At 63.2% G+C, this 26,773-nt stretch carries 20 protein-coding genes; 12 read left to right on the top strand and 8 right to left on the bottom strand.

Annotated features, from left to right (window positions below; genetic code table 11):
• Positions 1–5 precede the first annotated feature (5 nt).
• From GR158_RS14345 to GR158_RS14300, 10 genes are all read left to right on the top strand, one after another.
• Positions 6–2,411 carry a circularly permuted type 2 ATP-grasp protein gene (locus tag GR158_RS14345; protein ID WP_371731650.1) on the top strand — a complete coding sequence of 802 codons (2,406 nt, stop codon included), beginning with the start codon at positions 6–8 and terminating at the stop codon, positions 2,409–2,411.
• A 22-nt stretch (positions 2,412–2,433) separates the two neighbouring features.
• Complete coding sequence (locus tag GR158_RS14340; RefSeq protein ID WP_160871654.1) at positions 2,434–3,321, top strand: transglutaminase family protein; 888 nt, start codon at positions 2,434–2,436, stop codon at positions 3,319–3,321.
• Positions 3,322–3,460: 139 nt separating this feature from the next.
• Positions 3,461–4,645: a VWA domain-containing protein gene (locus GR158_RS14335; protein ID WP_160871549.1), complete on the top strand. Its 1,185-nt coding sequence runs from the start codon at positions 3,461–3,463 to the stop codon at positions 4,643–4,645.
• A gap of 204 nt (positions 4,646–4,849) precedes the next feature.
• On the top strand, positions 4,850–7,309 hold the full coding sequence (locus GR158_RS14330) for a glycogen/starch/alpha-glucan phosphorylase (protein WP_371731649.1): 2,460 nt from the start codon (positions 4,850–4,852) through the stop codon (positions 7,307–7,309).
• Positions 7,309–9,522, top strand: coding sequence for a 1,4-alpha-glucan branching protein GlgB (gene glgB / locus GR158_RS14325; RefSeq protein WP_160871548.1), 2,214 nt, complete (start codon positions 7,309–7,311; stop codon positions 9,520–9,522). Before GR158_RS14330 ends, glgB begins: the two co-directional genes overlap by 1 nt.
• Before the next feature lie 22 nt (positions 9,523–9,544).
• Complete coding sequence (glgC, locus tag GR158_RS14320) at positions 9,545–10,807, top strand: glucose-1-phosphate adenylyltransferase (RefSeq protein ID WP_134645931.1); 1,263 nt, start codon at positions 9,545–9,547, stop codon at positions 10,805–10,807.
• 7 nt (positions 10,808–10,814) lie between these two features.
• Positions 10,815–12,263, top strand: a complete 1,449-nt coding sequence (glgA, locus tag GR158_RS14315) for a glycogen synthase GlgA (protein WP_160871547.1) — start codon at positions 10,815–10,817, stop codon at positions 12,261–12,263.
• Between the two features lie 12 nt (positions 12,264–12,275).
• Complete coding sequence (locus GR158_RS14310) at positions 12,276–13,907, top strand: alpha-D-glucose phosphate-specific phosphoglucomutase (RefSeq protein WP_160871546.1); 1,632 nt, start codon at positions 12,276–12,278, stop codon at positions 13,905–13,907.
• A gap of 1 nt (position 13,908) precedes the next feature.
• On the top strand, positions 13,909–15,882 hold the full coding sequence (gene glgX / locus GR158_RS14305) for a glycogen debranching protein GlgX (protein WP_160871545.1): 1,974 nt from the start codon (positions 13,909–13,911) through the stop codon (positions 15,880–15,882).
• 62 nt (positions 15,883–15,944) lie between these two features.
• Positions 15,945–16,433 carry a MaoC family dehydratase gene (locus GR158_RS14300; protein WP_160871544.1) on the top strand — a complete coding sequence of 163 codons (489 nt, stop codon included), beginning with the start codon at positions 15,945–15,947 and terminating at the stop codon, positions 16,431–16,433.
• A gap of 30 nt (positions 16,434–16,463) precedes the next feature.
• Here GR158_RS14300 and GR158_RS14295 read toward each other — a convergent pair whose 3' ends face one another.
• The 4 genes from GR158_RS14295 to GR158_RS14280 all read right to left on the bottom strand — a co-directional run bounded on the left by GR158_RS14295 (position 16,464) and on the right by GR158_RS14280 (position 21,658).
• Positions 16,464–17,012, bottom strand: coding sequence for a sarcosine oxidase subunit gamma (locus GR158_RS14295; RefSeq protein WP_160871543.1), 549 nt, complete (start codon positions 17,010–17,012; stop codon positions 16,464–16,466).
• On the bottom strand, positions 17,005–19,998 hold the full coding sequence (locus GR158_RS14290; RefSeq protein WP_160871542.1) for a sarcosine oxidase subunit alpha: 2,994 nt from the start codon (positions 19,996–19,998) through the stop codon (positions 17,005–17,007). The genes GR158_RS14295 and GR158_RS14290 overlap by 8 nt, the downstream gene beginning before the upstream one ends.
• Complete coding sequence (locus tag GR158_RS14285; RefSeq protein ID WP_160871541.1) at positions 19,995–20,339, bottom strand: sarcosine oxidase subunit delta; 345 nt, start codon at positions 20,337–20,339, stop codon at positions 19,995–19,997. Before GR158_RS14285 ends, GR158_RS14290 begins: the two co-directional genes overlap by 4 nt.
• 65 nt (positions 20,340–20,404) lie before the next feature.
• Positions 20,405–21,658, bottom strand: a complete 1,254-nt coding sequence (locus GR158_RS14280; protein WP_134645947.1) for a sarcosine oxidase subunit beta family protein — start codon at positions 21,656–21,658, stop codon at positions 20,405–20,407.
• A 325-nt stretch (positions 21,659–21,983) separates the two neighbouring features.
• Here GR158_RS14280 and rpsU point away from each other — a divergent pair, with 325 nt between their 5' ends.
• The gene (gene rpsU, locus GR158_RS14275; protein WP_134645949.1) at positions 21,984–22,211 is read left to right on the top strand and encodes a 30S ribosomal protein S21; all 228 of its coding nucleotides are present in this window, start codon (positions 21,984–21,986) and stop codon (positions 22,209–22,211) included.
• A 273-nt stretch (positions 22,212–22,484) separates the two neighbouring features.
• A complete protein-coding gene (locus GR158_RS14270) occupies positions 22,485–23,324 on the top strand; it encodes a tetratricopeptide repeat protein (RefSeq protein WP_246665665.1) in 840 nt (279 codons plus the stop codon).
• Between the two features lie 79 nt (positions 23,325–23,403).
• On the opposite strand, the gene GR158_RS14265 is transcribed toward GR158_RS14270, so the two are convergent.
• From GR158_RS14265 to GR158_RS14250, 4 genes are all read right to left on the bottom strand, one after another.
• A complete protein-coding gene (locus tag GR158_RS14265) occupies positions 23,404–24,804 on the bottom strand; it encodes an NAD(P)(+) transhydrogenase (Re/Si-specific) subunit beta (protein WP_160871539.1) in 1,401 nt (466 codons plus the stop codon).
• 10 nt (positions 24,805–24,814) lie between these two features.
• Positions 24,815–25,225, bottom strand: a complete 411-nt coding sequence (locus tag GR158_RS14260; RefSeq protein ID WP_023515780.1) for an NAD(P) transhydrogenase subunit alpha — start codon at positions 25,223–25,225, stop codon at positions 24,815–24,817.
• Positions 25,225–26,379 carry a Re/Si-specific NAD(P)(+) transhydrogenase subunit alpha gene (locus GR158_RS14255; RefSeq protein WP_160871538.1) on the bottom strand — a complete coding sequence of 385 codons (1,155 nt, stop codon included), beginning with the start codon at positions 26,377–26,379 and terminating at the stop codon, positions 25,225–25,227. The genes GR158_RS14260 and GR158_RS14255 overlap by 1 nt, the downstream gene beginning before the upstream one ends.
• 85 nt (positions 26,380–26,464) lie before the next feature.
• Entirely contained in the window at positions 26,465–26,689 is a 225-nt protein-coding gene (locus tag GR158_RS14250) for an aa3-type cytochrome c oxidase subunit IV (protein WP_134645957.1), read from the bottom strand.
• Positions 26,690–26,773 lie beyond the last annotated feature (84 nt).

The raw sequence follows: 26,773 nt of genomic DNA, 5'->3' as shown, positions 1-26,773 counted from the left end.
TGTGAGTGAAGACCACGAGTGCGCAGGCACAGCCCGAAACCGGACCGGCCGAAAAGCCGGCCCGCGGCTATGCGCCACTCCCCGGCGTCGCCGATGAGATGGTCGACACGGACGGCCATGTCCGCCCGGTCTGGCGCCATTTCCTCTCGGCGCTGGAGCGGATGGACGAGACGGAGCTTTCCGGCCGCTTCGCCCGCGCCGACCGCTACCTTCGCGATGCCGGCGTGTTCTACCGTGCCTATGGCAAGGAAACGATCACCGACCGCGCCTGGCCGCTCTCCCATATTCCGGTCCTCATCGACGAGGCCGAATGGGAACAACTCTCGCGCGGTCTGATCCAGCGCGCCGAACTGCTCGAAGCCGTGGTGGCCGATATCTACGGCAAGAACGACCTTGTCGCGAACGGTCTCCTGCCGCCGGCCCTCGTCGCATCCAACAACGAATTCCTTCGGCCGCTCGTGGGCGTGCAGCCGGCCGGCCAGCATTTCCTGCATTTCGTGTCCTTCGAGATCGGCCGCGGGCCTGACGGCAACTGGTGGGTGCTTTCGGATCGAACGCAGGCCCCGTCCGGCGCGGGCTTCGCGCTGGAAAACCGCGTGGCGACGACACGCGCCTTCTCCGACGTCTATGCCGAAACCCATGCGCACCGTCTCGCCGGTTTCTTCGGTGCCTTCCGCAACGCCTTGCAGGCGGGCAAGCCGGCCGAAGACCGTATCGCCGTCCTGACACCCGGGCTTGCCAACGAGACCTATTTCGAGCACGCCTATATCGCCCGCTATCTCGGCTTCATGCTGCTGGAGGGGGAGGATCTCACCGTCGTCGGCGGCAAGGTCATGGTGCGCACCGTCGCGGGCCTGAAACCCGTCGGCGTGCTTTGGCGACGCCTCGATGCCGCCTTCGCCGATCCGCTCGAACTGAACCAGAACTCCCATATCGGCACGCCCGGCATGGTGGAGGCGTTGCGCGCCGGTTCCGTCACCTTCGTCAATGCGCTTGGCGCCGGTATCGTGGAAACGCGTGCTTTCCTTTCTTTCCTGCCCAATATCTGTCGCCATCTGCTCGGCGAGGATCAGCGCCTTCCCTCCATCGCCACCTGGTGGTGCGGCCAGGAAGACGAGCGCGCCCATGTCGCAGCCCATATCGAACGCATGATCGTCGGCCCTGCCTATTCGACCCGGCCGTTCTTCGACGACAACGAGCAGTCCGTCCTGGGTTCCTCGCTGCGCGAAACGGCAAAACGGTCGATTACGGAATGGCTTGAGACGGATGGCCCGAGCCTCGTCGGGCAGGAAGCCGTCACGCTTTCCACCACCCCCGCCTTCGTCGACGGCAAGCTCGTGCCGCGGCCGATGTCGCTTCGGGTCTTCGCCGCCCGCACCCGCGACGGCTGGCAGATCATGCCCGGCGGCTTCGCCCGCATCGGCGCTGGCGACAACGTGTCGGCGATCGCCATGCAGGAGGGCGGTTCGGCGGCGGATGTCTGGATCGTCAGCCAAAAACCGGTGGAGCGCACCAGCCTGCTGCCCGCGGAAGAGGTGTTCATCCGCAACATGCCCGGCAGCCTGCCGAGCCGCGCGGCCGACAACCTCTTCTGGCTCGGCCGTTATATCGAACGCGCCGAGGGCGCGTTGCGCATCCTGCGGGCCTGGCATGGCCGCTATGCCGAATATGCCGATCCGTCCCAGCCGCTGCTGAAGGATGTCACCGATTATCTCGACGCGCTCGATATCGACACGTCGGAAGCCGTGCCGACAAGCCTCATCCGCAACATCGACAGCGCCGTCTTCTCCGCCAGCAACATCCGCGATCGCTTCTCGCCCGATGGCTGGCTTGCGCTGAACGACCTGTCAAAGACCGCCCGGCGCTTCCACGTCAGCGTCGAGCCGGGCGATGACGCGACGCGGGCCATGACCGTCCTTCTGCGCAAGCTCGCGGGCTTCGCGGGCCTCGTGCATGAAAATATGTACCGCTTCACCGGCTGGCGCTTCCTGTCGATCGGCCGCTATCTCGAGCGCGGCCTGCACATGACGCGCCTTCTCGGGCACATGTCGGGTGAGGATGCCCCTGACGGCGCGCTCGACATGCTCTTGGAAATCGGCGACAGCGTGATGACCCACAGACGTCGCTACAACGTCGCCACGGCGCGCCTCACCGTGACCGACCTGCTCGCGCTCGACCCGCTCAATCCGCGCTCGATCCTCTATCAGCTCAACGAGATCAAGAACGAGGTCGAGCAGCTGCCGAACGCCTATGCCAACGGCCAGATGTCGCCGTTCTACCGCGAGGCGATGCGCCTGCATGCCGGCCTTGCCGTGATGACGCCGGAGACGATGACCGACGCTGTCTACAAGCGCTTCGAGGCGGAGCTCGAAAAGCTTTCCGATATCCTTGCGCAAACCTATCTGAGCTGAGCGGGAGGAAGACGCTGTGACCATGCTCTACGACGTCAACCTTCACATCGGCTACCTCTATGACACACCCGTTTCCGGCGGCCGGCATATCGTGCGTGTGCTGCCGCTTTCGCTCGGCCGGCGCCAGCGGCTGGTCGCCGGCACGATCGGCGTTGCGCCGGTGCCCGGCGAGCGTGTCGATCACAGCGACTTCTTCGAAAATCCGATGAGCGCGATCCTGTTTCGCAGCAACCACGAGCGGCTGGACATCCGCATGCAGGCCCGCGTTCATGTCGACGTGCCGCAAACCGCCGCGGACTTCTCGCCGCGCCTGGAGGCGCTGCCGTCGGAGATCGCCGGCCATTGGTCGCTCGATGCCAATTCGCCGCATCATTACACCGGCCCCAGCCCGCGCCTGAAGGACTGCCCTGAAATCGCCGACTACGCCCGCAGCACCGTCAACCCGGATATGACCGTTCGCGAGATCGCGACGGCGATCTGCGCACGCATCCACAAGGACTTCACCTACGATGCCAAGGCGACGAGCGTGGACACGACGCCGCGCGAAGCCTTCAAGCTGAAACGCGGCGTGTGCCAGGACTTTACGCATGTGATGATCGTCGCGTTGCGCAGCCTCGGCATACCCGCAGGCTATGTCAGCGGCTTCCTGCGCACCATTCCGCCGCCGGGCAAGGAGCGCCTGGAGGGCGCGGATGCCATGCATGCCTGGGTGCGCTACTGGTGCGGCCGGGTCAATGGCTGGATGGAACTCGACCCGACCAATAATATCCCCGCCGGAAACGATCACATCGTCGTCGCCTATGGCCGTGATTACGCCGATGTGGCCCCCGTCATCGGCGTTCTCAAGGGCTACGGCGAACACCAGACCAGCCAGGCGGTCGATGTGGTTCCGGTGCGCCAATCGGCCTGAATTCCCGTTTGGAAACAGAACCGCGCGCGGAATTGCGGCATCGGCGCAATTTTACGAAAACTATACCACGCCTTCCAACCGTTGAATAAGACTTCGCTGATAGGTTCACCGCATATCAGGGCAATGGCGGGTGACTCTCATGACGAAGAAGACGCAAGGACGGACGATTCTATCGCGGCTGCTGAAGGATCGCTTTGGCAATTTCGCCATGGTGACGGCCGTCACGATCCCCGTCATCCTCGCCGCCGGCGGCGTCGCCATCGACATGACCAAGATGGTATTGGCGAAAGCCGAGCTTCAGGATGCGACCGATGCCGCAGCACTTGCGGCGGCCTCCGCTCTGGCCAACGAAAAAAAGACCGCGACGCAGGCAAAGCAGATCGCCGAAGAGCTCTTTGCCATGCAAATCAGCGGCACATCCGGCGTCGTCAAGGAAGGGGACACCACGATCGTGGACGCTGCCCCTATCATCAACATCTCGCAAAAGACGACCGAGAGTAATGGCAAGATCTACAACATCGACATCACAGCAACCTATTCCGTGAAGTTCAGCGCCTTTACGAGGATGCTCGGTCACGACGGCATCAAGCTTACCGCAAAGAGTTTCACGGAAAGCGCGACCGAATCCAAGAACGCACTCTCGATGTATCTCGTGCTCGACAAATCGGGCTCGATGCTCGCGAATACCAACGAGAAGATCATACCCGAAAAAAGCTGTACACAATACAATGACAGCGGTTCTTCCATCGGCACTTTCAGCCCTTGCTACATCAAGAAAATCGAGGCCCTGAAATTGGCGGCGGCAAGCTTGTTCACGCAGCTCAACGCCGCGGACCCAAAGACGATGTACGTGCGAACAGGCACCGTCTCCTATAACAGCTCCATGTCCACGGCATCAAACTTGGTTTGGGGCACGGGCGCATCCCTCACCCAAGTGAATGCGCTGTCTGCAGGTGGCGGCACGGCCTCAGGTGCTGCAATGGAGGCAGCCTATAACAAACTGAAGGCATCGACCGAAAACGATGAGCACAAGAAAAAGAACGGCCAGGTTCCGACCAAATACATCATCCTGATGACCGACGGTAACAACAACAACACGTCCGACGACACAAAAACCAAGGACATCTGCGCGAAGGCGAAGGCTGACGGGATGGTGGTCTACGGCGTGGCTTTCATGGCGCCGACGCGCGGCCAGCAGCTTTTGAAAGCCTGCGTGAGCGAGCCCGGAAACTATTTCGCGGCGGAAAAAATGGATCAGCTCGTCGCCGCATTCAAGGCGATCGGTGAGCGTGCCGCCGCCATCATGTCGCGTCTTACGAAATAAGCCCGAATTTTGCTTCGGATCGGGCCCGTCTTGCTCCTGCAAGGCGGGTTTTCCGTATTTTCATGGCATGTAAGACACTTCGAAAATGCATGCGTCCTTTCTTGAAAACGCATATTGCAAGCGCTTCGGATAGATGCATAAATTGATTTAAACGCGCTTTTCGAAGCACCGAAAACCGACTGACGCGAGGGGCATAGTTCGCCGATGATGAACCGGGTTAACAGCAACGACCTCACTCCGGCGCCCCGCACCTCAGATGTCGAACAACTGGCGGTCGAACTTCTCGAACGGCTGAAGTATCGTATCGGCAAGGACCCGAAAGTCGCCAAGCCGCATGACTGGCTGACGGCTGCCATTCTCGTCGCCCGCGACCGTATCACCGACGCCTGGATGGACTCGACCCGCCGCACCTATGCGACGGGCGCCAAGCGCGTCTACTACCTGTCGCTGGAGTTCCTCATCGGCCGCTTGATGCGCGATGCCATGACCAATATCGGCATCATGGAAGAAATGCGCCAGGCCCTCGCCTCGCTCGGCGTCGATATCGATGTCATCGCCGAACTGGAGCCGGATGCGGCGCTGGGCAACGGCGGTCTCGGCCGTCTTGCCGCCTGTTTCATGGAGAGCATGGCGACCGTCGACGTACCGGCCTATGGCTACGGCATCCGCTACGTGCACGGCCTTTTCCGCCAGCAGATGGCCGATGGCTGGCAGGTGGAACTGCCCGAGACCTGGCTTGCCCATGGCAACCCCTGGGAATTCGAGCGGCGCGAGAGCTCCTACGAGATCGGTTACGGCGGTGTCGTCGAAACGATCAATATCGGCGAGGATAAGCAGCGCTTCGTCTGGAAGCCGGCAGAGCGCGTCATCGCGACCGCCTACGATACGCCGGCCGTCGGCTGGCGGGCGAAGCGTGTCAACACGTTGCGCCTTTGGGCCGCCAATCCGATCGATCCGATCCTGCTCGAGGCCTTCAACGCCGGCGACCACATCGGCGCGCTGAAAGAAAGCAACAAGGCCGAGAGCCTCACGCGTGTTCTCTACCCCGCCGATGCCACCCCGGCCGGCCAGGAACTGCGCCTGCGACAGGAATTCTTCTTCTGTTCGGCCTCCTTGCAGGACATCCTGCGCCGCCATCTCCAGCAATACCCGGATTTCACGTCGCTGCCGGATGCGGTCGCGATCCAACTCAACGACACGCATCCCGCCGTCTCCGTCGCCGAGCTCGTCCGCCTTCTGAGCGATGTGCATGGCCTCGACTTCGATACGGCGTGGGACATCTCGCGCCGCACCTTCTCCTACACGAACCACACCCTGCTTCCCGAAGCGCTGGAAAGCTGGCCGGTGCCGCTGTTCGAGCGCCTGCTGCCGCGCCACATGCAGATCGTCTACGCGATCAATGCGAAGATCCTCCTGCAGGCCCGCAAGGAAAAGGACTTCGAGGACCAGCGGATCCGCAGCATCTCGCTGATCGAGGAATCGGGCGAACGGCGCGTGCGCATGGGCAACCTCGCCTTCGTCGGCTCCCACTCGATCAACGGCGTTTCCGCACTCCACACCGAGCTGATGAAGGAGACCGTCTTTGCGGACCTTCACAAGCTCTATCCCGACCGCATCAACAACAAGACGAACGGGATCACGCCGCGCCGCTGGCTGATGCAGTGCAATCCGGGCCTGTTCAACCTGATCCGCGAAGCGATCGGCGATGCGTTCATGGACGACGCCGAGGCCCTGACGGCGCTCGACGCCTTCGCCGACGACAGGGACTTCCAGGAGCGCTTCGCGGCGATCAAGCGCGAGAACAAGAACCGCCTCGCCAATCTCGTCGGCAGCCGCATGGGCGTGCGCATCGATCCGACCGCGATGTTCGACATCCAGATCAAGCGCATTCACGAATACAAGCGCCAGCTTCTCAACATCATCGAGGCGGTCGCGCTCTACGATCAGATCCGCTCGCATCCCGAACTCGACTGGACGCCCCGCGTCAAGCTTTTCGCCGGCAAGGCGGCGCCGAGCTATCACAACGCAAAGCTCATCATCAAGCTCGCGAACGATGTCGCCCGGGTGATCAACAATGACCCGGCCGTGCGTGGCCTGCTCAAGGTCGTCTTCGTGCCGAACTACAACGTCTCGCTTGCAGAGATCATGGTTCCCGCCGCCGACCTGTCCGAGCAGATCTCCACCGCCGGCATGGAAGCCTCGGGCACCGGCAACATGAAGTTCGCGCTGAATGGCGCCCTCACCATCGGTACGCTCGACGGTGCCAATGTCGAGATGCGCGACCATGTCGGCGAAGAAAACATCGTCATCTTCGGCATGACGGCGGAAGAGGTCGCAACGGTGCGCGCCGAGGGGCACAATCCGCGCGCCATCATCGAGCAGTCGAAGGAGCTTTCGCAGGCGCTCGCCGCCATCTCCTCCGGCGTCTTCTCTCCTGACGACCGCACTCGTTTCACCGGCCTCGTGGATGGCATCTACAACCACGACTGGTTCATGGTGGCTGCCGACTTCGACGCCTATGCCAAGGCCCAGCGCGAGGTGGACGGCATCTGGAACGACAAAACGTCGTGGTATTCAAAAACAATCCGGAACACAGCGCGTATGGGCTGGTTTTCCTCCGACCGCACCATACGTCAATACGCCAAGGAAATCTGGAGAGCTTGATGACCACACCGCCGAACAAAGGCACGACGGACCAACCGTTAGAGCTTCTGGCGAAGGCGGACATCGATGCAATCCTCGAAAGCCGGCACTGGGACCCGTTCGCCGTGCTCGGCCTTCATGCCTCGGGCGACCGATATATCGCCCGCTGCTTCCTGCCCGGCGCGACGGAAGTGACCGCCCAGACACTGGCCGGCAAGGAGATCGGCACGCTGCAGCAGCTCGACCCCGCCGGCATCTTCGCCGGCGAGGTGTCGGTCAGGAAGTTGCAGCCCATCCGCTACCACGCCCGCAATGAGGGCGGGGAATGGGTGGTGATCGACCCCTACAGCTTCGGTCCGGTTCTGGGCCCGATGGACGATTACTACATCCGTCAGGGCTCGCATCTGCGGCTCTTCGACAAGATGGGCGCCCATCCCATGACGCTGGAAGGCGTCGACGGCTTCCACTTTGCCGTCTGGGCTCCCAATGCCAAGCGCGTTTCCGTCGTCGGCGCCTTCAACGCATGGGACGGTCGCCGGCACATGATGCGCCTGCGCCGCGACACCGGCATCTGGGAAATCTTCCTTCCCGAAATCGGGCCCGGCCACGCCTATAAATACGAGATCGTCGGGCCGGACGGTGCGCTTGTGCCGCTCAAGGCCGACCCTTTCGCGCGACGCTCGGAATTGCGCCCGGCCAACGCGTCCGTCACCACCGGCCAGATCGACCAGAAATGGGAAGACGAGGCGCATCTGAAACATTGGGCCGAGGCCGACGCGCGCCGTCAGCCGATCTCGATCTACGAGGTCCATGCCGGTTCGTGGCAGCGCCAGCACGGCGGCGGCTTCCTCACCTGGGACGAGCTGGCCGAACGTCTCATACCCTACTGCGTCGACATGGGCTTCACCCATATCGAGTTCCTGCCGATCTCGGAGTTTCCCTTCGATCCGTCGTGGGGCTACCAGACCACCGGCCTCTATTCGCCGACCGCGCGCTTTGGCGAGCCGGACGGGTTCGCGCGTTTCGTCAACGGCTGCCACAAGGTCGGCATCGGCGTCATTCTCGACTGGGTGCCGGCGCATTTCCCGACGGACGCGCATGGCCTCGGCCGTTTCGACGGCACCGCCCTCTATGAGCATGAAGATCCGCGACAGGGTTTTCATCCCGACTGGAACACCGCGATCTACAATTTCGGCCGCGCCGAGGTTCTCTCCTATCTCGTCAACAACGCGCTCTACTGGACCGAGAAGTTCCACCTGGACGGCCTGCGCGTCGATGCCGTGGCCTCGATGCTCTATCTCGACTATTCCCGCAAGCATGGCGAATGGGTGCCAAACGAGTATGGCGGCAACGAGAACCTCGAGGCCGTGCGCTTCCTGCAAACGATGAACGCGCGCGTCTATGCCGCCCATCCCGGCGTGCTGACCATCGCCGAGGAATCCACCTCCTGGCCGAAGGTCTCGGCGCCGGTGCATGACGGCGGCCTCGGCTTCGGCTTCAAGTGGAACATGGGCTTCATGCACGACACACTGCAATATCTGTCGCGCGAGCCGGTTCACCGCAAGTTCCACCACAACGACATGACCTTCGGCCTGCTCTACGCCTTCACGGAGAACTTCGTGCTGCCGCTCAGCCATGACGAGGTTGTGCACGGCAAGGGCTCGCTGATCGCCAAGATGCAGGGCGACGACTGGCAGAAGTTCGCCAATCTCAGAGCCTATTACGGCTTCATGTGGGGCTATCCCGGCAAGAAGCTGCTGTTCATGGGGCAGGAATTCGCCCAGTGGCAGGAATGGAGCGAGGAACGCGCGCTCGATTGGAACCTGCTCGAATACCCGCTGCATGAAGGCATGCGCCGACTCGTGCGCGACCTGAACGGCACCTATCGGCGCAAGGCGGCGCTACACGCGCGCGATTGCGAGGGCGACGGCTTCGAATGGCTGATCGCCGACGACCGCGAGAACTCCGTCTTCGCATGGTTGCGCAAGGCACCGGGCGAAAAGCCGATCGCCATCGTCACGAATTTCACGCCCGTTTACCGCGAGAACTACGGCGTGCCGCTTCCGGCAGAGGGACGGTGGCGGGAGATACTGAACACCGATGCCGAAATCTACGGCGGCAGCGGAAAGGGCAATGGCGGCGCCGTCCAGGCAAAAAGACACGGCGATGGAACGATAACAGCCAATATCACGCTGCCGCCGCTGGCGACGCTGATGCTCGAGCTGGATGCATAAAACAAGAATCGGGAGGAAACCTATGGAGCAGAAGCGCATTCAACCCCTTGCCCGTGACGCCATGGCGTATGTCCTGGCCGGCGGACGCGGCAGCCGCCTCAAGGAACTGACCGACCGGCGGGCGAAACCCGCCGTCTATTTCGGCGGCAAGGCGCGCATCATCGATTTCGCGCTGTCCAATGCGCTGAACTCCGGTATCCGCCGCATCGGCGTGGCCACCCAGTACAAGGCGCACTCGCTGATCCGCCACTTGCAGCGCGGCTGGAACTTTTTCCGTCCCGAACGCAACGAAAGCTTCGACATCCTTCCCGCCTCCCAGCGCGTCTCCGAGACGCAGTGGTATGAAGGCACCGCCGACGCCGTCTACCAGAACATCGACATCATCGAGGATTACGGCGTCGAATACATGGTCATCCTTGCCGGCGACCATATCTACAAGATGGACTACGAGCTGATGCTTCAGCAGCACGTGGATTCCGGCGCTCAGGTCACCATCGGCTGCCTGGAAGTGCCTCGCATGGAGGCGACCGGCTTCGGCGTCATGCATGTCGACGAGAAGGACGAGATCATCGCCTTCGTGGAAAAGCCGGCGGACCCGCCCGGCATTCCCGGCAATCCCGAGATGGCGCTTGCCTCCATGGGCATCTACGTGTTCCACACGAAGTTCCTGATGGACCTGCTGCGCCGCGACGCCGCCGACCCGACATCCAGTCGCGATTTCGGCAAGGACATCATTCCCTACATCGTGCAGCACGGTAAGGCCGTGGCCCACCGCTTCACCGCTTCCTGCGTGCGTTCCGATTTCGAGCGCGAGGCCTATTGGCGCGACGTCGGTACGGTCGATGCCTACTGGCAGGCGAATATCGACCTCACCCACATCACGCCGGAACTCGACATCTACGACAGCTCCTGGCCGATCTGGACCTTCGCCGAGATCAAGCCGCCGGCCAAGTTCGTGCATGACGACGAGAACCGCCGCGGCTCGGCCATCTCCTCGCTCGTCTCGGGCGACTGCATCATTTCCGGCTCGACGCTGCACCGCAGTCTTCTGTTCACCGGCGTGCGGGCGAACTCCTACTCACGGCTCGATGGTGCGGTGGTCCTGCCCAATGTCATGATCGGGCGTCACGCGCAGCTCAGGAATGTCGTCATCGATCGCGGCGTCGTCATACCCGAGGGCCTTGTCGTCGGCGAGGATCCGGACTTCGACGCCAAGCGTTTCCGCCGTTCCGAGAACGGCATATGCCTCATCACCCAGAACATGATCGACAAGCTGGAGCTCTAACCCGGACATGAATATCCTTTCGGTGGCATCCGAAGTGTTCCCGCTCATCAAGACGGGAGGCCTTGCCGACGTTGCCGGCGCGCTGCCGCTCGCATTGGCGGGACATGGAATACGCGTACGCACGCTGATGCCCGGTTATCCGATCGTCATGCAGCGCCTCGCCAATACAAGGGTCGTCGCCACCTTCGACGATCTGCTCGGTGAGCCTGCCCGCATTCTCGCAGCGACCCACGAGGGGCTCGATCTCCTCGTGCTCGACGCACCTGCCTTCTTCGACCGCGCGGGCGGTCCCTATACAGACGGCAACGGAAACGACTTCATCGACAATTGGCACCGCTTCGCAGCGCTCTCCTTCGCCGGTGCCGAAATCGCCCGGGGACTGCTGCCGGACTGGCGGCCGGACATCGTTCAGGCGCATGACTGGCAGGCGGCGATGACCACGGTCTACATGCGCTACACCGGCCTGCAGCACATCCCGACCATCCTCACCGTGCACAACCTGGCGTTCCAAGGCCAGTTCGGAGCCGATATTTTCGGGCAGCTGCGCCTCCCGCCGGAAGCCTTTACCGTCGACGGCCTGGAATATTACGGCGACGTCGGTTTCCTCAAAGGCGGTCTGCGTACGGCGTGGTCGATCACCACAGTCAGCCCAAACTACGCACAGGAGATCATGACGCCGGAATACGGCATGGGCCTCGAAGGGCTGCTCAATGCCCGTTCGGCAGACCTGGAGGGCATCGTCAACGGCATCGACACCGGCGTCTGGAACCCGGAAAGCGATGCGCATATCGCCAGGCCCTATACGGCGGGCTCGCTGAAGCAGCGTGCGGTCAACCGGCAGGCGGTCGCCGAGCGTTTCAACATCGAGCAGGATGGGGGTCCGATCTTCTGCGTCATCAGCCGCCTGACCTGGCAGAAGGGCATCGATATCATCGCCGATGTCGCCGACTGGATCGTCGAGCAGGGCGGCAAGCTGGTGGTTCTCGGTTCCGGCGACCAGGGGCTGGAAGGCGCCCTTCTCGCCGCCGCCTCGCGGCACCGCGGCCGTATCGGCATCGTCATCGGTTACAACGAGCCGCTGTCGCATCTCATGCAGGCCGGCGCGGATGCCATTCTCATCCCGTCGCGCTTCGAACCGTGTGGCCTCACCCAGCTCTACGGTCTGCGTTACGGCTGCATCCCCGTCGTGGCCCGCACAGGCGGCCTTGCAGACACGGTCATCGACGCGAATGAGGCAGCCCTGTCCGCCCGTGTCGCCACCGGTTTCCAGTTCACGCCCATCAATGCGGATGGCCTGCGCCAGGCGCTGCGTCGCGTCTTCAAGGCCTGGCGTGAGCCGAAGGTCTGGGGCCGCATCCAGAACCAGGGCATGAAATCCGAGGTTTCCTGGGAAAGCAGCGCCGCCCGCTATGCCGACCTTTTCTCCAGTCTCCTGACGCGAGCCAACCTTTCCTGAAGAGTATCAGCTATGACCATCAAGACCGTAACGACCGCGCCCTATACCGACCAGAAGCCCGGCACGTCCGGCCTGCGCAAGAAAGTGCCGGTCTTCCAGCAGCAGAACTATGCGGAAAACTTCATCCAGGCGATCTTCGATTCGCTGGAAGGCTTTGAAGGCGAGACGCTGGTGATCGGCGGCGATGGCCGCTACTACAACCGCGAGGTCATCCAGCTCGCCATCAAGATGGCGGCCGCCAACGGCTTCGGCCGCGTTCTCGTCGGGCGCGGCGGCATCCTCTCCACGCCGGCTGCCTCCAATGTCATCCGCAAGAACAGGGCGTTCGGCGGTATCGTGCTTTCCGCCAGCCACAATCCGGGCGGGCCGACCGAAGACTTTGGCATCAAGTACAATATCGGCAATGGCGGCCCTGCGCCGGAAAAGATCACCGACGCCATCTTCGCCCGCACCAAGACCATCGACAGCTACAAGATCGCCGATGTCGAGGACGTCAATCTCGACCTGGAAGGCACGCACGAAATCGCCGGGATGACCGTCAACGTCATTGATCCCGTCGCCGATTATGCCGAGCTGATGGAGCAGCTTTTCGACTTCGAGGCCATCAGCGGCCTGCTCGCCGGCGGCTTCCGCATCGTCTTCGATGCCATGAGCGCCGTGACCGGCCCCTATGCCAAGGAAATCCTCGAAAACCGTCTTGGCGCCGCCAAGGGCTCGGTGCTGAACTTCATGCCGCTGCCGGATTTCGGTGGCCATCACCCCGATCCCAATCTCGTCCACGCGCGCGCGCTCTATGAAACGATGATGGCCGATGACGCGCCGGATTTCGGCGCCGCCTCCGACGGCGACGGCGACCGCAACCTCATCATTGGCCGGGGCATATTCGTCACCCCCTCCGACAGCCTCGCCCTCCTGGCCGCCAACGCGCATTTGGCGCCCGGCTATGCGCAGGGCCTTGCCGGCATCGCCCGCTCGATGCCCACGTCGGGCGCGGCCGACCGCGTTGCCGAAAAGCTCGGCATCGGTCTCTACGAGACCCCGACCGGCTGGAAATTCTTCGGCAACCTGCTCGATGCCGGCCTTGCCACGATCTGCGGCGAGGAAAGCGCGGGCACAGGCTCCAACCACGTGCGCGAGAAGGATGGCCTCTGGGCCGTGCTGCTGTGGCTCAACATCCTGGCGGTTCGCAAGGAAAGCGTGCTCGACATCGTCAAGCAGCACTGGGCGAGCTTTGGCCGCAACTACTATTCACGCCACGACTATGAGGAGGTCGACAGCGAGGCTGCGAACGGCCTGATGGCCAACCTGCGCGACCAGCTCGCGACCCTGCCCGGCAAGCGCTTCGGCGCGCTGACGGTCGAGACCGCCGACGACTTCGCCTATAACGACCCGGTCGATCAGTCCGTCAGCAGGAACCAGGGCATCCGCATCCTGTTCGAAGGCGGCTCACGCGTCGTCTTCCGCCTCTCTGGCACCGGCACATCCGGCGCGACGCTGCGGGTCTACATCGAGCGCTACGAGCCGGATGCGACCCGCCACGACATCGACACGCAGGAAGCACTGGCGGACCTTATCGCCGTCGCCGACGAGATTGCCGGCATCAAGACACGGACGGGCCGCCAAGAACCCAGCGTGATCACGTAAGATGGCCCTCACCCCTCCTTCCTTCGCGCCGGGCGCCACGCTCTCCGGGGACGGAGTGGAGTTTTCGGTCTATTCCCGCGATGCCGCCCGCGTCGATCTCTGCCTGTTCGACGCCAGCGACGACAAGGAACTCGCCCGCCTCGCCATGGGTCGGGACGAGAACGGCTTTCACCGCGTCTTCGTCGAGGGCGCGCAGGAAGGAACACGTTACGGCTTTCGCGCCGATGGCATCTACTCGCCCGACCATGGCCTGTGGTTCGATCCTGCCAAGCTGCTCGTCGATCCCTATGCAAAGGAGCTAGACCGCCGCTTTGTGCATGACGTTCGCCTGACACAGTTCGGCACCGAAACGGCCGATATCGTGCCGAAGGCCATCGTCACGTGCGACCGACCCGTCGAGGTGAAGCCACCGCTTTTCCGCCCCGGCGGGTTCATCTACGAGATCGCGGTGCGTGGCTTCACCACGCTCAATCCCGACGTGCCGGAGGCCATGCGCGGAACGGTCGGCGCGCTGGCTCATCCCTCGGTGCTCGCACACCTGAAGCGCCTCGGTGTCGATGCCGTCGAGCTCATGCCGATCACCGCCTGGATCGATGAGCGGCATCTGCCGCCGCTCGGCCTTTCGAACAGCTGGGGCTACAATCCGATCGCGCTGATGGCGCTTGATCCGCGCCTGGTGCCCGGCGGGATGCAGGAGCTTGCCGATACGGTCGCCGCACTCAGGGCCGAGAATATCGGCGTGATCCTCGACCTCGTCTTCAACCATTCCGGCGAAAGCGACCGCCACGGCACGACGCTCTCCATGCGCGGCCTCGACAACCTCACCTACTATCGCCACGTGCCGGATCGGCCGGGCGAGCTGATCAACGATACCGGCTGCGGCAATACCATTGCAGGCGAACATCCCGTGGTGCGCCAGCTGGTGCTCGACAGCCTGCGCCATTTCGTGCGTCAGGCCGGGGTCGACGGTTTCCGCTTCGATCTCGCAACCATTCTCGGCCGCGAGGCCGACGGCTTTTCCGCCAATGCCTCCCTCTTGGCCGATATCTGCGCCGATCCACTGCTGAAAGACCGCGTGCTGATTGCCGAACCCTGGGATATCGGACCCGGCGGCTACCAGCTCGGCAACTTTCCCGCTCCCTTTCTCGAATGGAACGACCGCTATCGCGACGACACGCGGATGTTCTGGCGCGGTGACAGCTACAAGCTCGGCGCTTTCGTCACGGCGCTCGCGGGCTCCTCCGACATCTTCTCCCGCCATGGCGGGCATCGCACACGCAGCGTCAACTTCCTCGCCGCCCATGACGGTTTCACGCTCATGGACCTGGTTTCCTATACGCACAAGCACAACGAGGCGAACGGCGAGGACAATCGGGACGGTCACAGCGAAAACCATTCCTGGAACAACGGGGCCGAGGGCGCGACGACGGACGGCGTGGTGCTTTCCGCCCGGCGCGCCGATGTTAAGGCCCTGCTCTCCAGTCTGTTCCTTTCGCGCGGCACGGTGATGCTGACGGCGGGCGACGAAGGCGGCCGGTCGCAGCAGGGCAATAACAACGCCTACTGCCAGGACAATGCAATGACCTGGCTCGACTGGAAGGGTCTGGACGAAGGCCTGATCGAGCATACCGCCATGCTATCGGCGATCCGCAAGCGCTTTCCGGCCCTCACGGAGACGACGTTTCTGAACGGAGACGGCGATGTTGAGTGGCTGACCGCTGCCGGCACACCGATGACAGTCGAGGACTGGGAGCAGCCCGGGGCGGCGACCTTCATGGCCCTTTTCAAGACGCCGGATGTGCAGCAACGGCGCACCGTCCGCCTCGCGGTTATCGTCAATCGGAGCCATGGCGAACAACCGCTCGCCCTCCCCTTGTCGGACGGCCGCGAATGGGTCAGCCTGCTTACCGTCGGCCAAGCGCCCAACGTGATGGTGGGCGCACGCACGGTCGAAATTCTTGTCGAAAACTACTGAAATTCATTGCCCGGCCAAAGCGCGTCTCTAGAACGAATCCCGATCGATCAATGGAAGGCCCTATGCCCGCAGATATTCATTTGAAAGATGTGCCCGCACTCGTGGGAAGCGAACTCGGCGTTTCCCGCTGGTTCGTCGTCGACCAGACGATGATCGACCGTTTCGCCGACGCCACCGAGGATCACCAGTTCATTCACACGGATCCCGTGCGCGCGGCGGCCGAGACGCCGTTCGGCGGAACCATCGCGCACGGTTTTCTCACCCTGTCGCTGCTCTCGGCCATGAACTTCGATTGCGTGCCGCGCATCCTCGAGCAGACGATGGGCATCAATTACGGGTTCGACAAGGTCCGCTTCATCACGCCGGTGAAAAGCGGTGCACGGGTGCGCGGCCGGTTCGTGCTCGACGAAGCGCGCTTCCGCGGCGCGGGCATGGTGACGATCCGCTATGACGTTTCCGTCGAGATCGAGGACGAGCGCAAGCCGGCGCTCACCGCCGACTGGATCACCATCATTCAGTTCGATCCAAAGGATCGGCCGGAGAACGTCTAAAAAATCCCGCCTCGAAGGCGGGATTTTTCATCAGAGACCGGCGTCTTCCGCGCCTTCCGAGAGAAGGCCGAAGGCATAGGGCGAAAACGAGCGCCAGCATTCGACGCGATAGTCTTCCTCTCCGGTGCGCAGCAGGACGATCTCGATCTTGCCGAGCACGGTGCGTGTCGCAGCGCCGACCGGGAAGGCCCCGTTATTCAGATCGAGCGGGCAGGCGCTGGCAATCGCCGCGCCCGCATCCGGGCCGGAAACGATGATGCCCACATTGCGGTGAGAGACATCCGTCGCCGAATGCAGCGCCGAAACGCCAGCAGCAATGCCCATCAGGTCCGCGCCGGTCTCGTCGATCAGCAGCCATTCGTCCGGGCCGAGCCAGAGCGCGTGGCGACCACCGACCGAGGCGGAAGTCTTTGGACGCTGCGGCAGTTCGAGGCCGAAGGCCAGGGAGAGCGTACCGATGGCATCCGCGCCGGCGCGCAGCGAAAGACGGGTTGCGGGTGCGGCAGGCGTGACGCGTGCACCGGCGGAACCGCCATGGCTGCGGCCAAGCGGCGGCTTGCGAAGAGCTTGATCAGCCATTGAGGCGTCCTCCTTCCTTGTCGACAAAGACCATGTCGCTGACCTCGACCGCGATGGTACGGTCCGGCATCGGCACGTAGAGCGTCTGGCCCAGGCGGGCCTGACCGCCGGCGACCAGCGCCAGGGCGATCGACCGGCCGCAATTCTCCGACCAGTAGGACGACGTGACATGGCCAAGCATGGTCATGGGCTTGGGCTGGTTCGGATCGGCGACGATCTGCGCGCCTTCCTCCAGAACCACGTTCGGATCCTTCGTCAGCAGGCCGACGAGCTGCTTGCGGCCGTCCTTGACGAGATCCGGCCGCTTGAGGCCGCGGATACCGACGAAGTCCGTCTTCTTCTTGGAGACGGCCCAGCTGAGGCTGGCGTCGTGCGGCGTGACCGTGCCGTCCGTATCCTGGCCGACGATGATGTAGCCCTTCTCGGCGCGCAGCACGTGCATGGTCTCGGTGCCGTAGGCACAGGCGCCGAGTGGCTCCGCCCGTGCCCAGATGGCCTCCCATACCGCCTGGCCGTAATCGGCGGGAACGTTGACTTCGTAGCCCGCTTCACCGGTGAAGGACATGCGGAAGAGTCTCGTCGGCACGCCGCAGATCTTGCCTTCGCGCACGCTCATATGCGGGAAGGCCTCGTTCGAGATGTCGATGCCTTCGACCAGCGGCTCCAGGATTTCGCGCGCCTTCGGGCCCTGCACGGCGATGACCGCCCACTGTTCGGTGGTCGACGTCAGCCACACCTTGAGATGCGGGAATTCCGTCTGGAGATAGTCTTCCATGTGGTGCATGACGCGCGGCGCGCCGCCCGTCGTGGTGGTGACGTGGAAGCGATCCTGCGACAGGCGGCCGACGACACCGTCGTCATAGACGAAGCCGTCTTCGCGCAGCATGATGCCATAGCGGCAACGGCCGGGCTTCAGCGTGTCCCAGGCATTGGTGTACATAAGGTTCATAAACACTTCGGCATCGGGACCGACGACTTCGATCTTGCCGAGCGTGGAGGCGTCGAAGAGACCCGCGGCATTACGCACCGTACGGCACTCGCGGTTGACCGCGTCGTGCATCGTTTCGCCCGAACGCGGATAGTACCAGGCGCGCTTCCAGTTGCCGACATCCTCGAAGACGGCGCCATGCGCTTCTTCCCAGGCATGCATGGGCGTCTTGCGGGCCGGGTCGAAAAGCGCGCCACGCGAATGGCTGATCAGCGCACCGAAGGTGACGGGCGTGTAGGGCGCGCGGAAGGTCGTGAGGCCGATCTTCGGAATCTCGCGGTTCAGCACTTCGGACGCGATGGCGAGGCCATGGATATTGGACAGCTTGCCCTGGTCCGTCGCCATGCCGTTGGTGGTGAAGCGCTTGATGTGCTCGATCGAGTGCATGCCTTCGCGCACGGCAAGGCGGATATCCTTGGCACAAACGTCGTTCTGGAAGTCGACGAAGGCCTTGACCGTGGTGTCGGCACCTGCGCCTTCGCCAGCACCTGCCATGCCGCCGGTCCATTCGAAGGCGCTTTCGCCACGAAGCTCGACCTTGACGCCATTTTCGTTGCCGGTGGCACGTGCCATCAGCTCGCCGGCAGCCAGCGATTCCTCGATGGTCGCCTGAAGCCCGTCCGTGCCGTTGCACGAACCGACCGACAGGCAATCCTGCGCATAGGTGCCCGGCAGGAAGCGGCCCGAAGCGGCGTCATAGGCCACCTTGCCGCGCGACTGCGAGAAGAGATGCACGGAGGGCGTCCAGCCGGCCGACATCAAAAGCGCGTCGATGGGGATCCAGCGCGCCGAGCCGCCGCCGTTGCGGGCGACCGACATGGCGGAGACACGCAGCTTGCCCTTGGTGTCGACGACGGAATGACCGGTCAGAACCTCGATGCCGAGCTTTCGGGCTTCAGCCAGGACGGCCTCGCCGGGCTTCTCGCGGTTATCAACGATGGCGGCGATGGTGACGCCCGCCCGCTTCAGGTCGAAGGCGGCCTCATAGGCAGAATCGCTTGCCGTATAGACGCCGACCTTGCGGCCGACGGCGACGCCGAAATGGTTGAGATAGGTGCGCGCGGCCGAGGCGAGCATGATGCCCGGACGGTCGTTGTTGGCGAACACCATGTGGCGCTCGATCGAACCGGTCGCGAGAATGACGCGCTTGGCGCGGACCTGCCAAAGACGCTCCCGCGGCAGCTTCTTGTCCGGCTTGGGGAGATGATCGGTGACGCGTTCGACGAGGCCGACGAAATTGTGGTTGTAGTAGCCGAAGGCCGTCGTGCGGGTGAGAACGGTGACGTTCTCCATCGCCTTCAGCTTGGCAGCCGTCGCCTGCGCCCAGTCGTAACCGTTCTGGCCGTCGATCTTGACGGAGGTGTCGAAGTGCAGCGCACCGCCGACTTCCGGCTGCTCGTCGACGAGGATCACGCGGGCGCCCGCTTCAGCGGCGGCAAGCGCGGCGGAAAGGCCGGCGACGCCGGCACCGGCAACCAGCACGTCGCAATGCGCGTAGCGGTTGGCATAATGGTCCGGATCGTCTTCCGTCGGCGACACGCCGAGGCCGGCGGCCTTGCGGATGAAAGGCTCGTAGACCTTCTCCCAGGCGGCCTTCGGCCACATGAAGGTCTTGTAGTAGAAGCCGGCAGCGAAGAACGGCGACAGCAGGTTGTTCACGCCGCCGATATCGAAGGCGAGCGAGGGCCAGCGGTTCTGCGATTCCACCTTCATGCCGTCGAAGACTTCCTGCACCGGCGCGCGGACATTCGGCTGGCGGCGCGCGGCATCGCGGGCGACATCGATCAGGGCATTGGGTTCTTCCGGACCGGCCGAAAGAATGCCGCGCGGACGATGGTACTTGAACGAACGGCCAACCAGATGCACGCCGTTGGCGAGCAGCGCGGAGGCGACGGTATCGCCCTCAAGCGCGTGATAGGTCTTTCCGTCGAAGGTGAAACGCGCTGTCTTGGCGGGCGTCAGGCGGCCCTGACCGGCAATGCGATTGGCGCCGCTCATTTCGCGGTTCCTTCCGTGGCTTCATAGGTTTCGACGGTTTTCTCGGTGGCGGGAGAAACACCGGGAATGACGGGCTTCGGCTCACCGGCCTTGTAGGTCAGGTAGAACTTGTCGCTGACGGTATCGCGCGCCGCGTTGAAGAAGCGGCCGCAGCCATGGATGTGGCGCCAGCGCTCGAAGATCAGCCCCTTCGGATTGTCGCGCAGGAAGAAATATTCCTCGAACGCCTCGTCCGTGACGTCGGCGATATCGGTCGGGCGCGCGATATGTGCATCGCCACCGTGGCGGAATTCGAGCTCGGAGCGCTCTTCCTCGCAATAGGGGCAGTAGATGAGAAGCATCGGGTTTCTCCTGTCCCGCGCCGGCAGGCCTCAAGCCGCCGGACGCGCGGGTGAATAACGGGGTCTCAGTGCGCGACGGCCGCGGCCGCTGCCTCGTCGATGAGGCGGCCGGTGCGGAAGCGGTCGAGCGTCAGGCCGGCGGCCAGCTTGTGCGGCTCGCCCTTCGCGATGAGATGCGCGAAGAGGTGAGCGGAACCGGGCGTGGCCTTGAAGCCGCCGGTGCCCCAGCCGCAGTTGACGAAGAGGTTCTTCACCGGTGTCACGCCCTGGATCGCGGAACGATCCGGCGTGTTGTCGGTGATGCCGCCCCACTGGCGCATCATCTTCACGCGGCGGAACATCGGGAAGAGTTCGCAGATTGCGTCCAGCGTATGCGTGATGATCTGCAGGCCGCCCGTCTGGGAGTACGAATTGTACTGGTCCGTACCGGCGCCGATGACGAGCTCACCCTTGTCCGACTGCGAGATATAGGCATGCACCGAGTTGGACATGACCACGCAGGGGAAGATCGGCTTCATCGGCTCGGAAACGAGCGCCTGCAGCGGCACGGAGTGCAGCGGCAGCTTGACGTCAGCCATCGACAGGATGACCGAGTTGTGGCCGGACGCCGAAACCGCGATCTTCTTGGCGCCGATGAAGCCCTTCGAGGTCTCCACGCCCGTCACGGCGCCGTCAGGCCCACGGCGGATGCCCTTCACTTCGCAGTTCTGGATGACATGCACGCCGCGATCCGATGCCGCACGGGCATAACCCCAGGCGACCGCGTCGTGGCGGGCCGTGCCGCCGCGGCGCTGGAGGGCAGCACCGTTGATCGGATACCGGGCGGATGCCGAGATATCGAGAACCGGAACGAAGTCCTTCGCCTGCTGGGGGGTCAGCCATTCGTTGTCGATGCCATAAAGGCGATTGGCGTGGATATGGCGGCTGAAGGACTGCTTGTCGTGCACGTTGTGCGACAGCATCATCACGCCACGCGGCGAGTACATGACGTTGTAGTTGAGGTCCTGGCTCAGCCCTTCCCAGAGCTTGAGCGAGTGCTCGTAGATGTCCATGCTCTCGTCATAGAGATAGTTCGAGCGGATGATGGTCGTGTTGCGGCCGGTATTGCCGCCGCCGAGCCAACCCTTTTCGATGACGGCGACATTGGTGATGCCGTGCTCCTTGGCGAGATAGTAGGCTGCGCCCAGGCCATGGCCGCCGCCGCCGACGATGATCACGTCGTATTCCTTGCGCGGCTCGGGGGAGGTCCACTGCGCCTCCCACCCCTTGTGGCCGCGCATCGCCTCCCGGGCGACGGCGAAAACCGAATATTTGCGCATCCCGTATCCTCAATACCTCGCCGGTCGCGCCGGCTGTTTCCTGCCCCGATAAAAAGCAAATCCTGGCGTTTCGCGCCGTATCCTTTGCGACGCATTCAGGCGCACCTTGTACCACATGCGACATGACCGGCATCCGCGCTTTGCTGGCGATTTACGCCGGGCTCATGCAAATATCCTTAACACGTACGCCGACAGGCTGGACTTTCCCGCAGCGATCTGATATCCGACCCGCCAATTGCCGGCCCGTTGGGCTGAGCGAACGTCATCCATTTGCCTCGCGACCAGTCCTCGCCTGGCTTAAAACAACCAAAGGAACGGGATTCTCGTGCAGGTACTTGTCCGCGACAACAACGTTGATCAGGCTCTCCGCGCTCTCAAGAAGAAGATGCAGCGCGAAGGCATTTTCCGTGAAATGAAGATGCGCGACTATTACGAAAAGCCGTCTGAGAAGCGTGCGCGCGAGAAGGCTGAAGCCGTTCGCCGCGTTCGCAAGCTCGCTCGCAAGCGTGCACAGCGCGAAGGCCTCGTCAGCGCACGTCCGGGCGCCCGTTAATCGGCCGTCTTTTAGACGTTTTCGGATGCAAGACCGGGCGGGGGCGAATATATCGCCGCCGCCTTTTTTGACGTGAACGGATGTTTTTTCACCCTTATGAAAGACGTTCCGTGCAATTTCGGGCGCACCCGCTACAATCACCCGCCGGAATTGCTGACAAAGCCGTAGCGGTTTCCTTGCGCATGAGGCGTGAGAGAAGCTTACTTTGAGGACTCGCACTTGAATATGGCTGCATCTACCGGGTTTCTGAACAATCGCTTTCCCGCCGCCGACATGCGTCGCTCCCTGATGGCCGCGGTTGCCGCGACATCGCTCGCCGTTCTTCTGGCCGGCTGCCAGTCGACGACCTCGACGGATGTCCTCAAGGTCGAACGCGCCCAGGGTTCGCAGCAGAACATCGCGTCGCTTTCGGCCGTGATCGCCGCCAATCCGCAGGATCCCGAAGGCTACAACGTGCGCGGTTCGGCCTATGGCCGCGCCGGCGAAAACCGCCGCGCGCTGGACGATTTCAACCGTGCGATCGAACTCAATCCGCGCTTCTACCAGGCCTATGCGAACCGCGCGCTCGTGCAACGCAGCCTGGGCGATCAGGCGCAGGCGGTGTCCGACTACAACACCGCGCTGCAGATCAACCCGCGTTATGACGTGGCCTATATCGGTCGCGGCAATCTCTACCGTCAGGCCGGCCGCCTGGACGATGCGTTCCGCGATTTCAACCGCGCCATCGAACTCGATACGACCGATCCCCGTGCCTACCACAATCGCGGCCTGATCTATCAGGCACGCCGCCAGCATCCCAAGGCGATCGAGGATTTCTCGAAGGCCATCTCGCTTTCGCCGAACTCGGCCGAACCCTATAACGGCCGCGGCATTTCCTATGCGGCGCAGGGCGACGACGACAACGCGTTCTCGGACTTCAACACGGCCATCAACCTGGATGGCAAGCTGGCCGAGTCCTGGGCCAACCAGGCGCTGATCTACGAGCGCCGCGGCGAAATGGCCAAGGCTTCCCGCTCCTACTCCCAGGCGCTGCGTCTCGACCCGAACTACAAGCCGGCCAAGGATGGCCTCGCCCGCACGCGCGGCGCGGGCAACAAGCCCCAGCCCGCCTGACAGGGCGCTTGCGCTTTCCCAAACAAAAAGCCCGCGATCGTCTCGCGGGCTTTTTCAGTTTCAGACCGGCGCGAACCGTCTAGTGGTTCATCGCCTTGACGATATCGTCCGTCATCTTCTTGGCGTCGCCCAGCAGCATCATGGTGCCGTCCTTGTAGAACAGCGTGTTGTCGATGCCGGCATAGCCGGAGCCGAGCGAGCGCTTGACGAAGAGGCAGGTCTTGGCCTTGTCGACGTCGAGGATCGGCATGCCGTAGATCGGCGATGACTTGTCGTCGCGCGCGGCCGGGTTCGTCACGTCGTTGGCACCGATGACATAGGCCACATCGGCCTGTGCGAATTCCGAGTTGATGTCCTCGAGTTCGAACACTTCGTCATAGGGCACATTCGCTTCGGCGAGCAGCACGTTCATATGGCCGGGCATGCGGCCCGCGACCGGATGAATGGCATACTTGACCTCGACGCCGTTCTTCTTCAGCGCATCGGCCAGTTCACGTACCGCGTGCTGTGCCTGAGCGACCGCCATGCCGTAACCGGGCACGATGATGACCTTGCTGGCATTGGCCATGAGGAAGGCCGCATCGTCGGCCGAGCCCTGCTTGACCGTGCGCTGCACGCCATCGTCGGTCGCCGCCGCACCGCTGTCGCCGCCGAAGCCGCCCAGGATGACCGAGATGAACGAGCGGTTCATGCCCTTGCACATGATGTAGGACAGGATCGCACCCGAGGAGCCGACCAGCGCCCCGGTGATGATGAGCGCGAGGTTGCCGAGCGTGAAGCCGATGCCGGCTGCCGCCCAACCCGAATAGGAGTTGAGCATGGACACGACGACCGGCATGTCCGCGCCGCCGATCGGAACGATCAGGAGCACGCCGAGCGCCAGGGCAAGAATGACGATCAACCAGAAATCGAAGTGGCTTTCCGACAAGGTGAGCCCGACGATGAAGAAGACGATCGCGGCCAAGAGCACGATGTTGATCACATGCCGGTAAGGCAGCATGATCGGCTTGCCGGACATGCGCCCGTCAAGCTTCAGGAAGGCGATGATCGAGCCGGTGAAGGTAATCGCGCCGATGGCCGCACCAAGCGCCATTTCGACGAGCGCCTGACCGTGGATCTCACCGACCTGGCCGATGCCGAAGGACACCGGCGAGTACAGTGCGGCAGCGGCAACCAGCACGGCGGCAAGGCCGACGAGCGAGTGGAAGCCGGCGACGAGCTGCGGCATCGAGGTCATGGCGATGGAGCGCGCGATATAGGCACCGGCACCGCCGCCGATGGCAATGCCGAGCACGATGAGCACGAGACCGCCGAAGGACGGCGTTGCCAGAAGCAGCGTCGTGCCGATGGCGATACCCATGCCGATCATGCCGAGCATGTTGCCGCGGCGGCTGGTCGTCGGATGCGACAGGCCGCGCAGGGCCATGATGAAGAGCACCCCGGAAACGAGGTAGAGGAAGGCTGCGAAGTTTGCGTTCATCGGGCCGCCCTCACTTCTCTTTTTTCTTGTACATCGCCAGCATGCGCTGGGTGACGAGGAAGCCGCCGAAAATGTTGACGGAGGCGAGGATGAGCGCAACGAAGCCGAAGCCCGTCGCCACACCCGAGAGCGAGATGCCGACCGCCAGAAGCGCGCCGACCACGATGACCGACGAGATCGCGTTGGTGACGGCCATCAGCGGCGTATGCAGCGCAGGCGTGACCGACCACACCACGTAGTAGCCGACGAAGATCGACAGCACGAAGATCGCCAGGCGGAAGACGAAGGGATCGATCGCACCGCCGGAAACGCCATGGGCCGCAGCTGCCGCCGCATCCGGCACATATTCGGATGCCGCGCGAACGGCTTCGACAGCACGTTCTAGATCAGTGATTGCCTTGTCGAGAAGTTCGTTCGCCATCACTTGCCCTCCCCTTGCTGAACGGAGCCGCCGAAGTTCGGATGCACAACGGCGCCGCCGTTGGTCAGCATCGTCGCCTTGACGAGTTCATCCTCGACATTGACCGAAACCGATTTCGTTTCCTTGTCGACCATGGTCTCCAGGAACGTCAGCAGGTTCTTGGCGTAGAGCGCGGAAGCGGAGGCCGCGATGCGGCCCGGCACGTTGAGATAGCCGATGACCTTGACGCCCTCGACCTCGACGATCCTGCCGGGCTCGGCGCCTTCCACATTGCCGCCGCGTTCGACGGCGAGGTCCACCGCAACGGAGCCGTTGCGCATGGCGGCGAGCATCTGGCGGGTCACGAGGCGCGGGGCCGGGCGACCCGGAATGAGCGCCGTCGTGATGACGATGTCCTGCTTGGCGATATGGTCCGCCACCAAAGCGGCCTGCTTCGCCTGGTACTCTTTCGACATCTCTTTCGCATAGCCGCCGGCGGTTTCGGCAGCCTTGAACTCATCGTCCTCGACGGCGATGAACTTGGCGCCGAGTGAAGCGACCTGCTCCTTGGCGGCCGGACGCACGTCCGTCGCGGAAACGGCGGCACCGAGGCGGCGGGCGGTGGCGATGGCCTGAAGCCCTGCCACGCCGGCGCCCATCACGAAGACCTTGGCGGCCGGCACCGTGCCGGCTGCGGTCATCATCATCGGCATGGCGCGGTCGAATTCATGGGCCGCATCGATGACGGCCTGATAGCCGGCAAGGTTGGCCTGCGAGGACAGGATGTCCATCGACTGGGCGCGCGTGATGCGCGGCATCAGTTCCATGGCGAAGGTGGTGAGGCCGGCGTTCGCCATCTCGGCGATGGCGACTTCGTTGCCGTAGGGATCCATCGTGGCGATGACGATGGCGCCGGGCTTGTAGGTGGTGGTTTCCCCTGATGTGGGCCGGCGCACCTTCAGAACGACATCGGCGGACCTGGCCTCTTCGGCCCCGACGATGCGCGCGCCGACAGCTTCATAGTCGGCATCGAGAATTCGGGATTTAAGCCCCGCTCCGGCCTCGACGAGCACGTCCAGCCCGAGGCCTTTCATTCTCTTGACGGTTTCCACGGAAGCCGCGACACGACCTTCTGCCGTATCACTTTCACGCGCAACAAAAACACACTGACTCAAACCGTGGTCCTCCCCCCGAGACTGGCCGTGTAGAATCGCGGCGCCGGATGGCGCCGGAACAAGCTGCGGAATGCAGATGTCTGGATTAACGAAGCAGGAAGAAACCGGCGACGTTGAGAATGATGAAAAGCAGGAAGGCGCTGAAGAAGCCGGCGCTGGTGAAGAAACCGGCAGCCATGGCGATCAACAGGGCGACGCAGATCAGCGTGCCGTACTTGGCGCCTGCAATGAAGAGATTGTAGGTCTTCTCGTGCTCGGGATAATCCATCGGAGCGCCCATTTCGATCGGTCCGGTATGATGTTCAGCCATAGTCACCTTCTCCTAAGCAGCCACGCTCGCCAGCCGGAAATCCCCCATCCGATGAGCGCTTACATCCGTCGGGCCTGCGTAGCG

The organism is Shinella sp. AETb1-6 (assembly GCF_009826875.1).
GTDB lineage: Bacteria > Pseudomonadota > Alphaproteobacteria > Rhizobiales > Rhizobiaceae > Shinella > Shinella sumterensis.
This window is presented reverse-complemented; position numbering and strand designations above follow the sequence as displayed.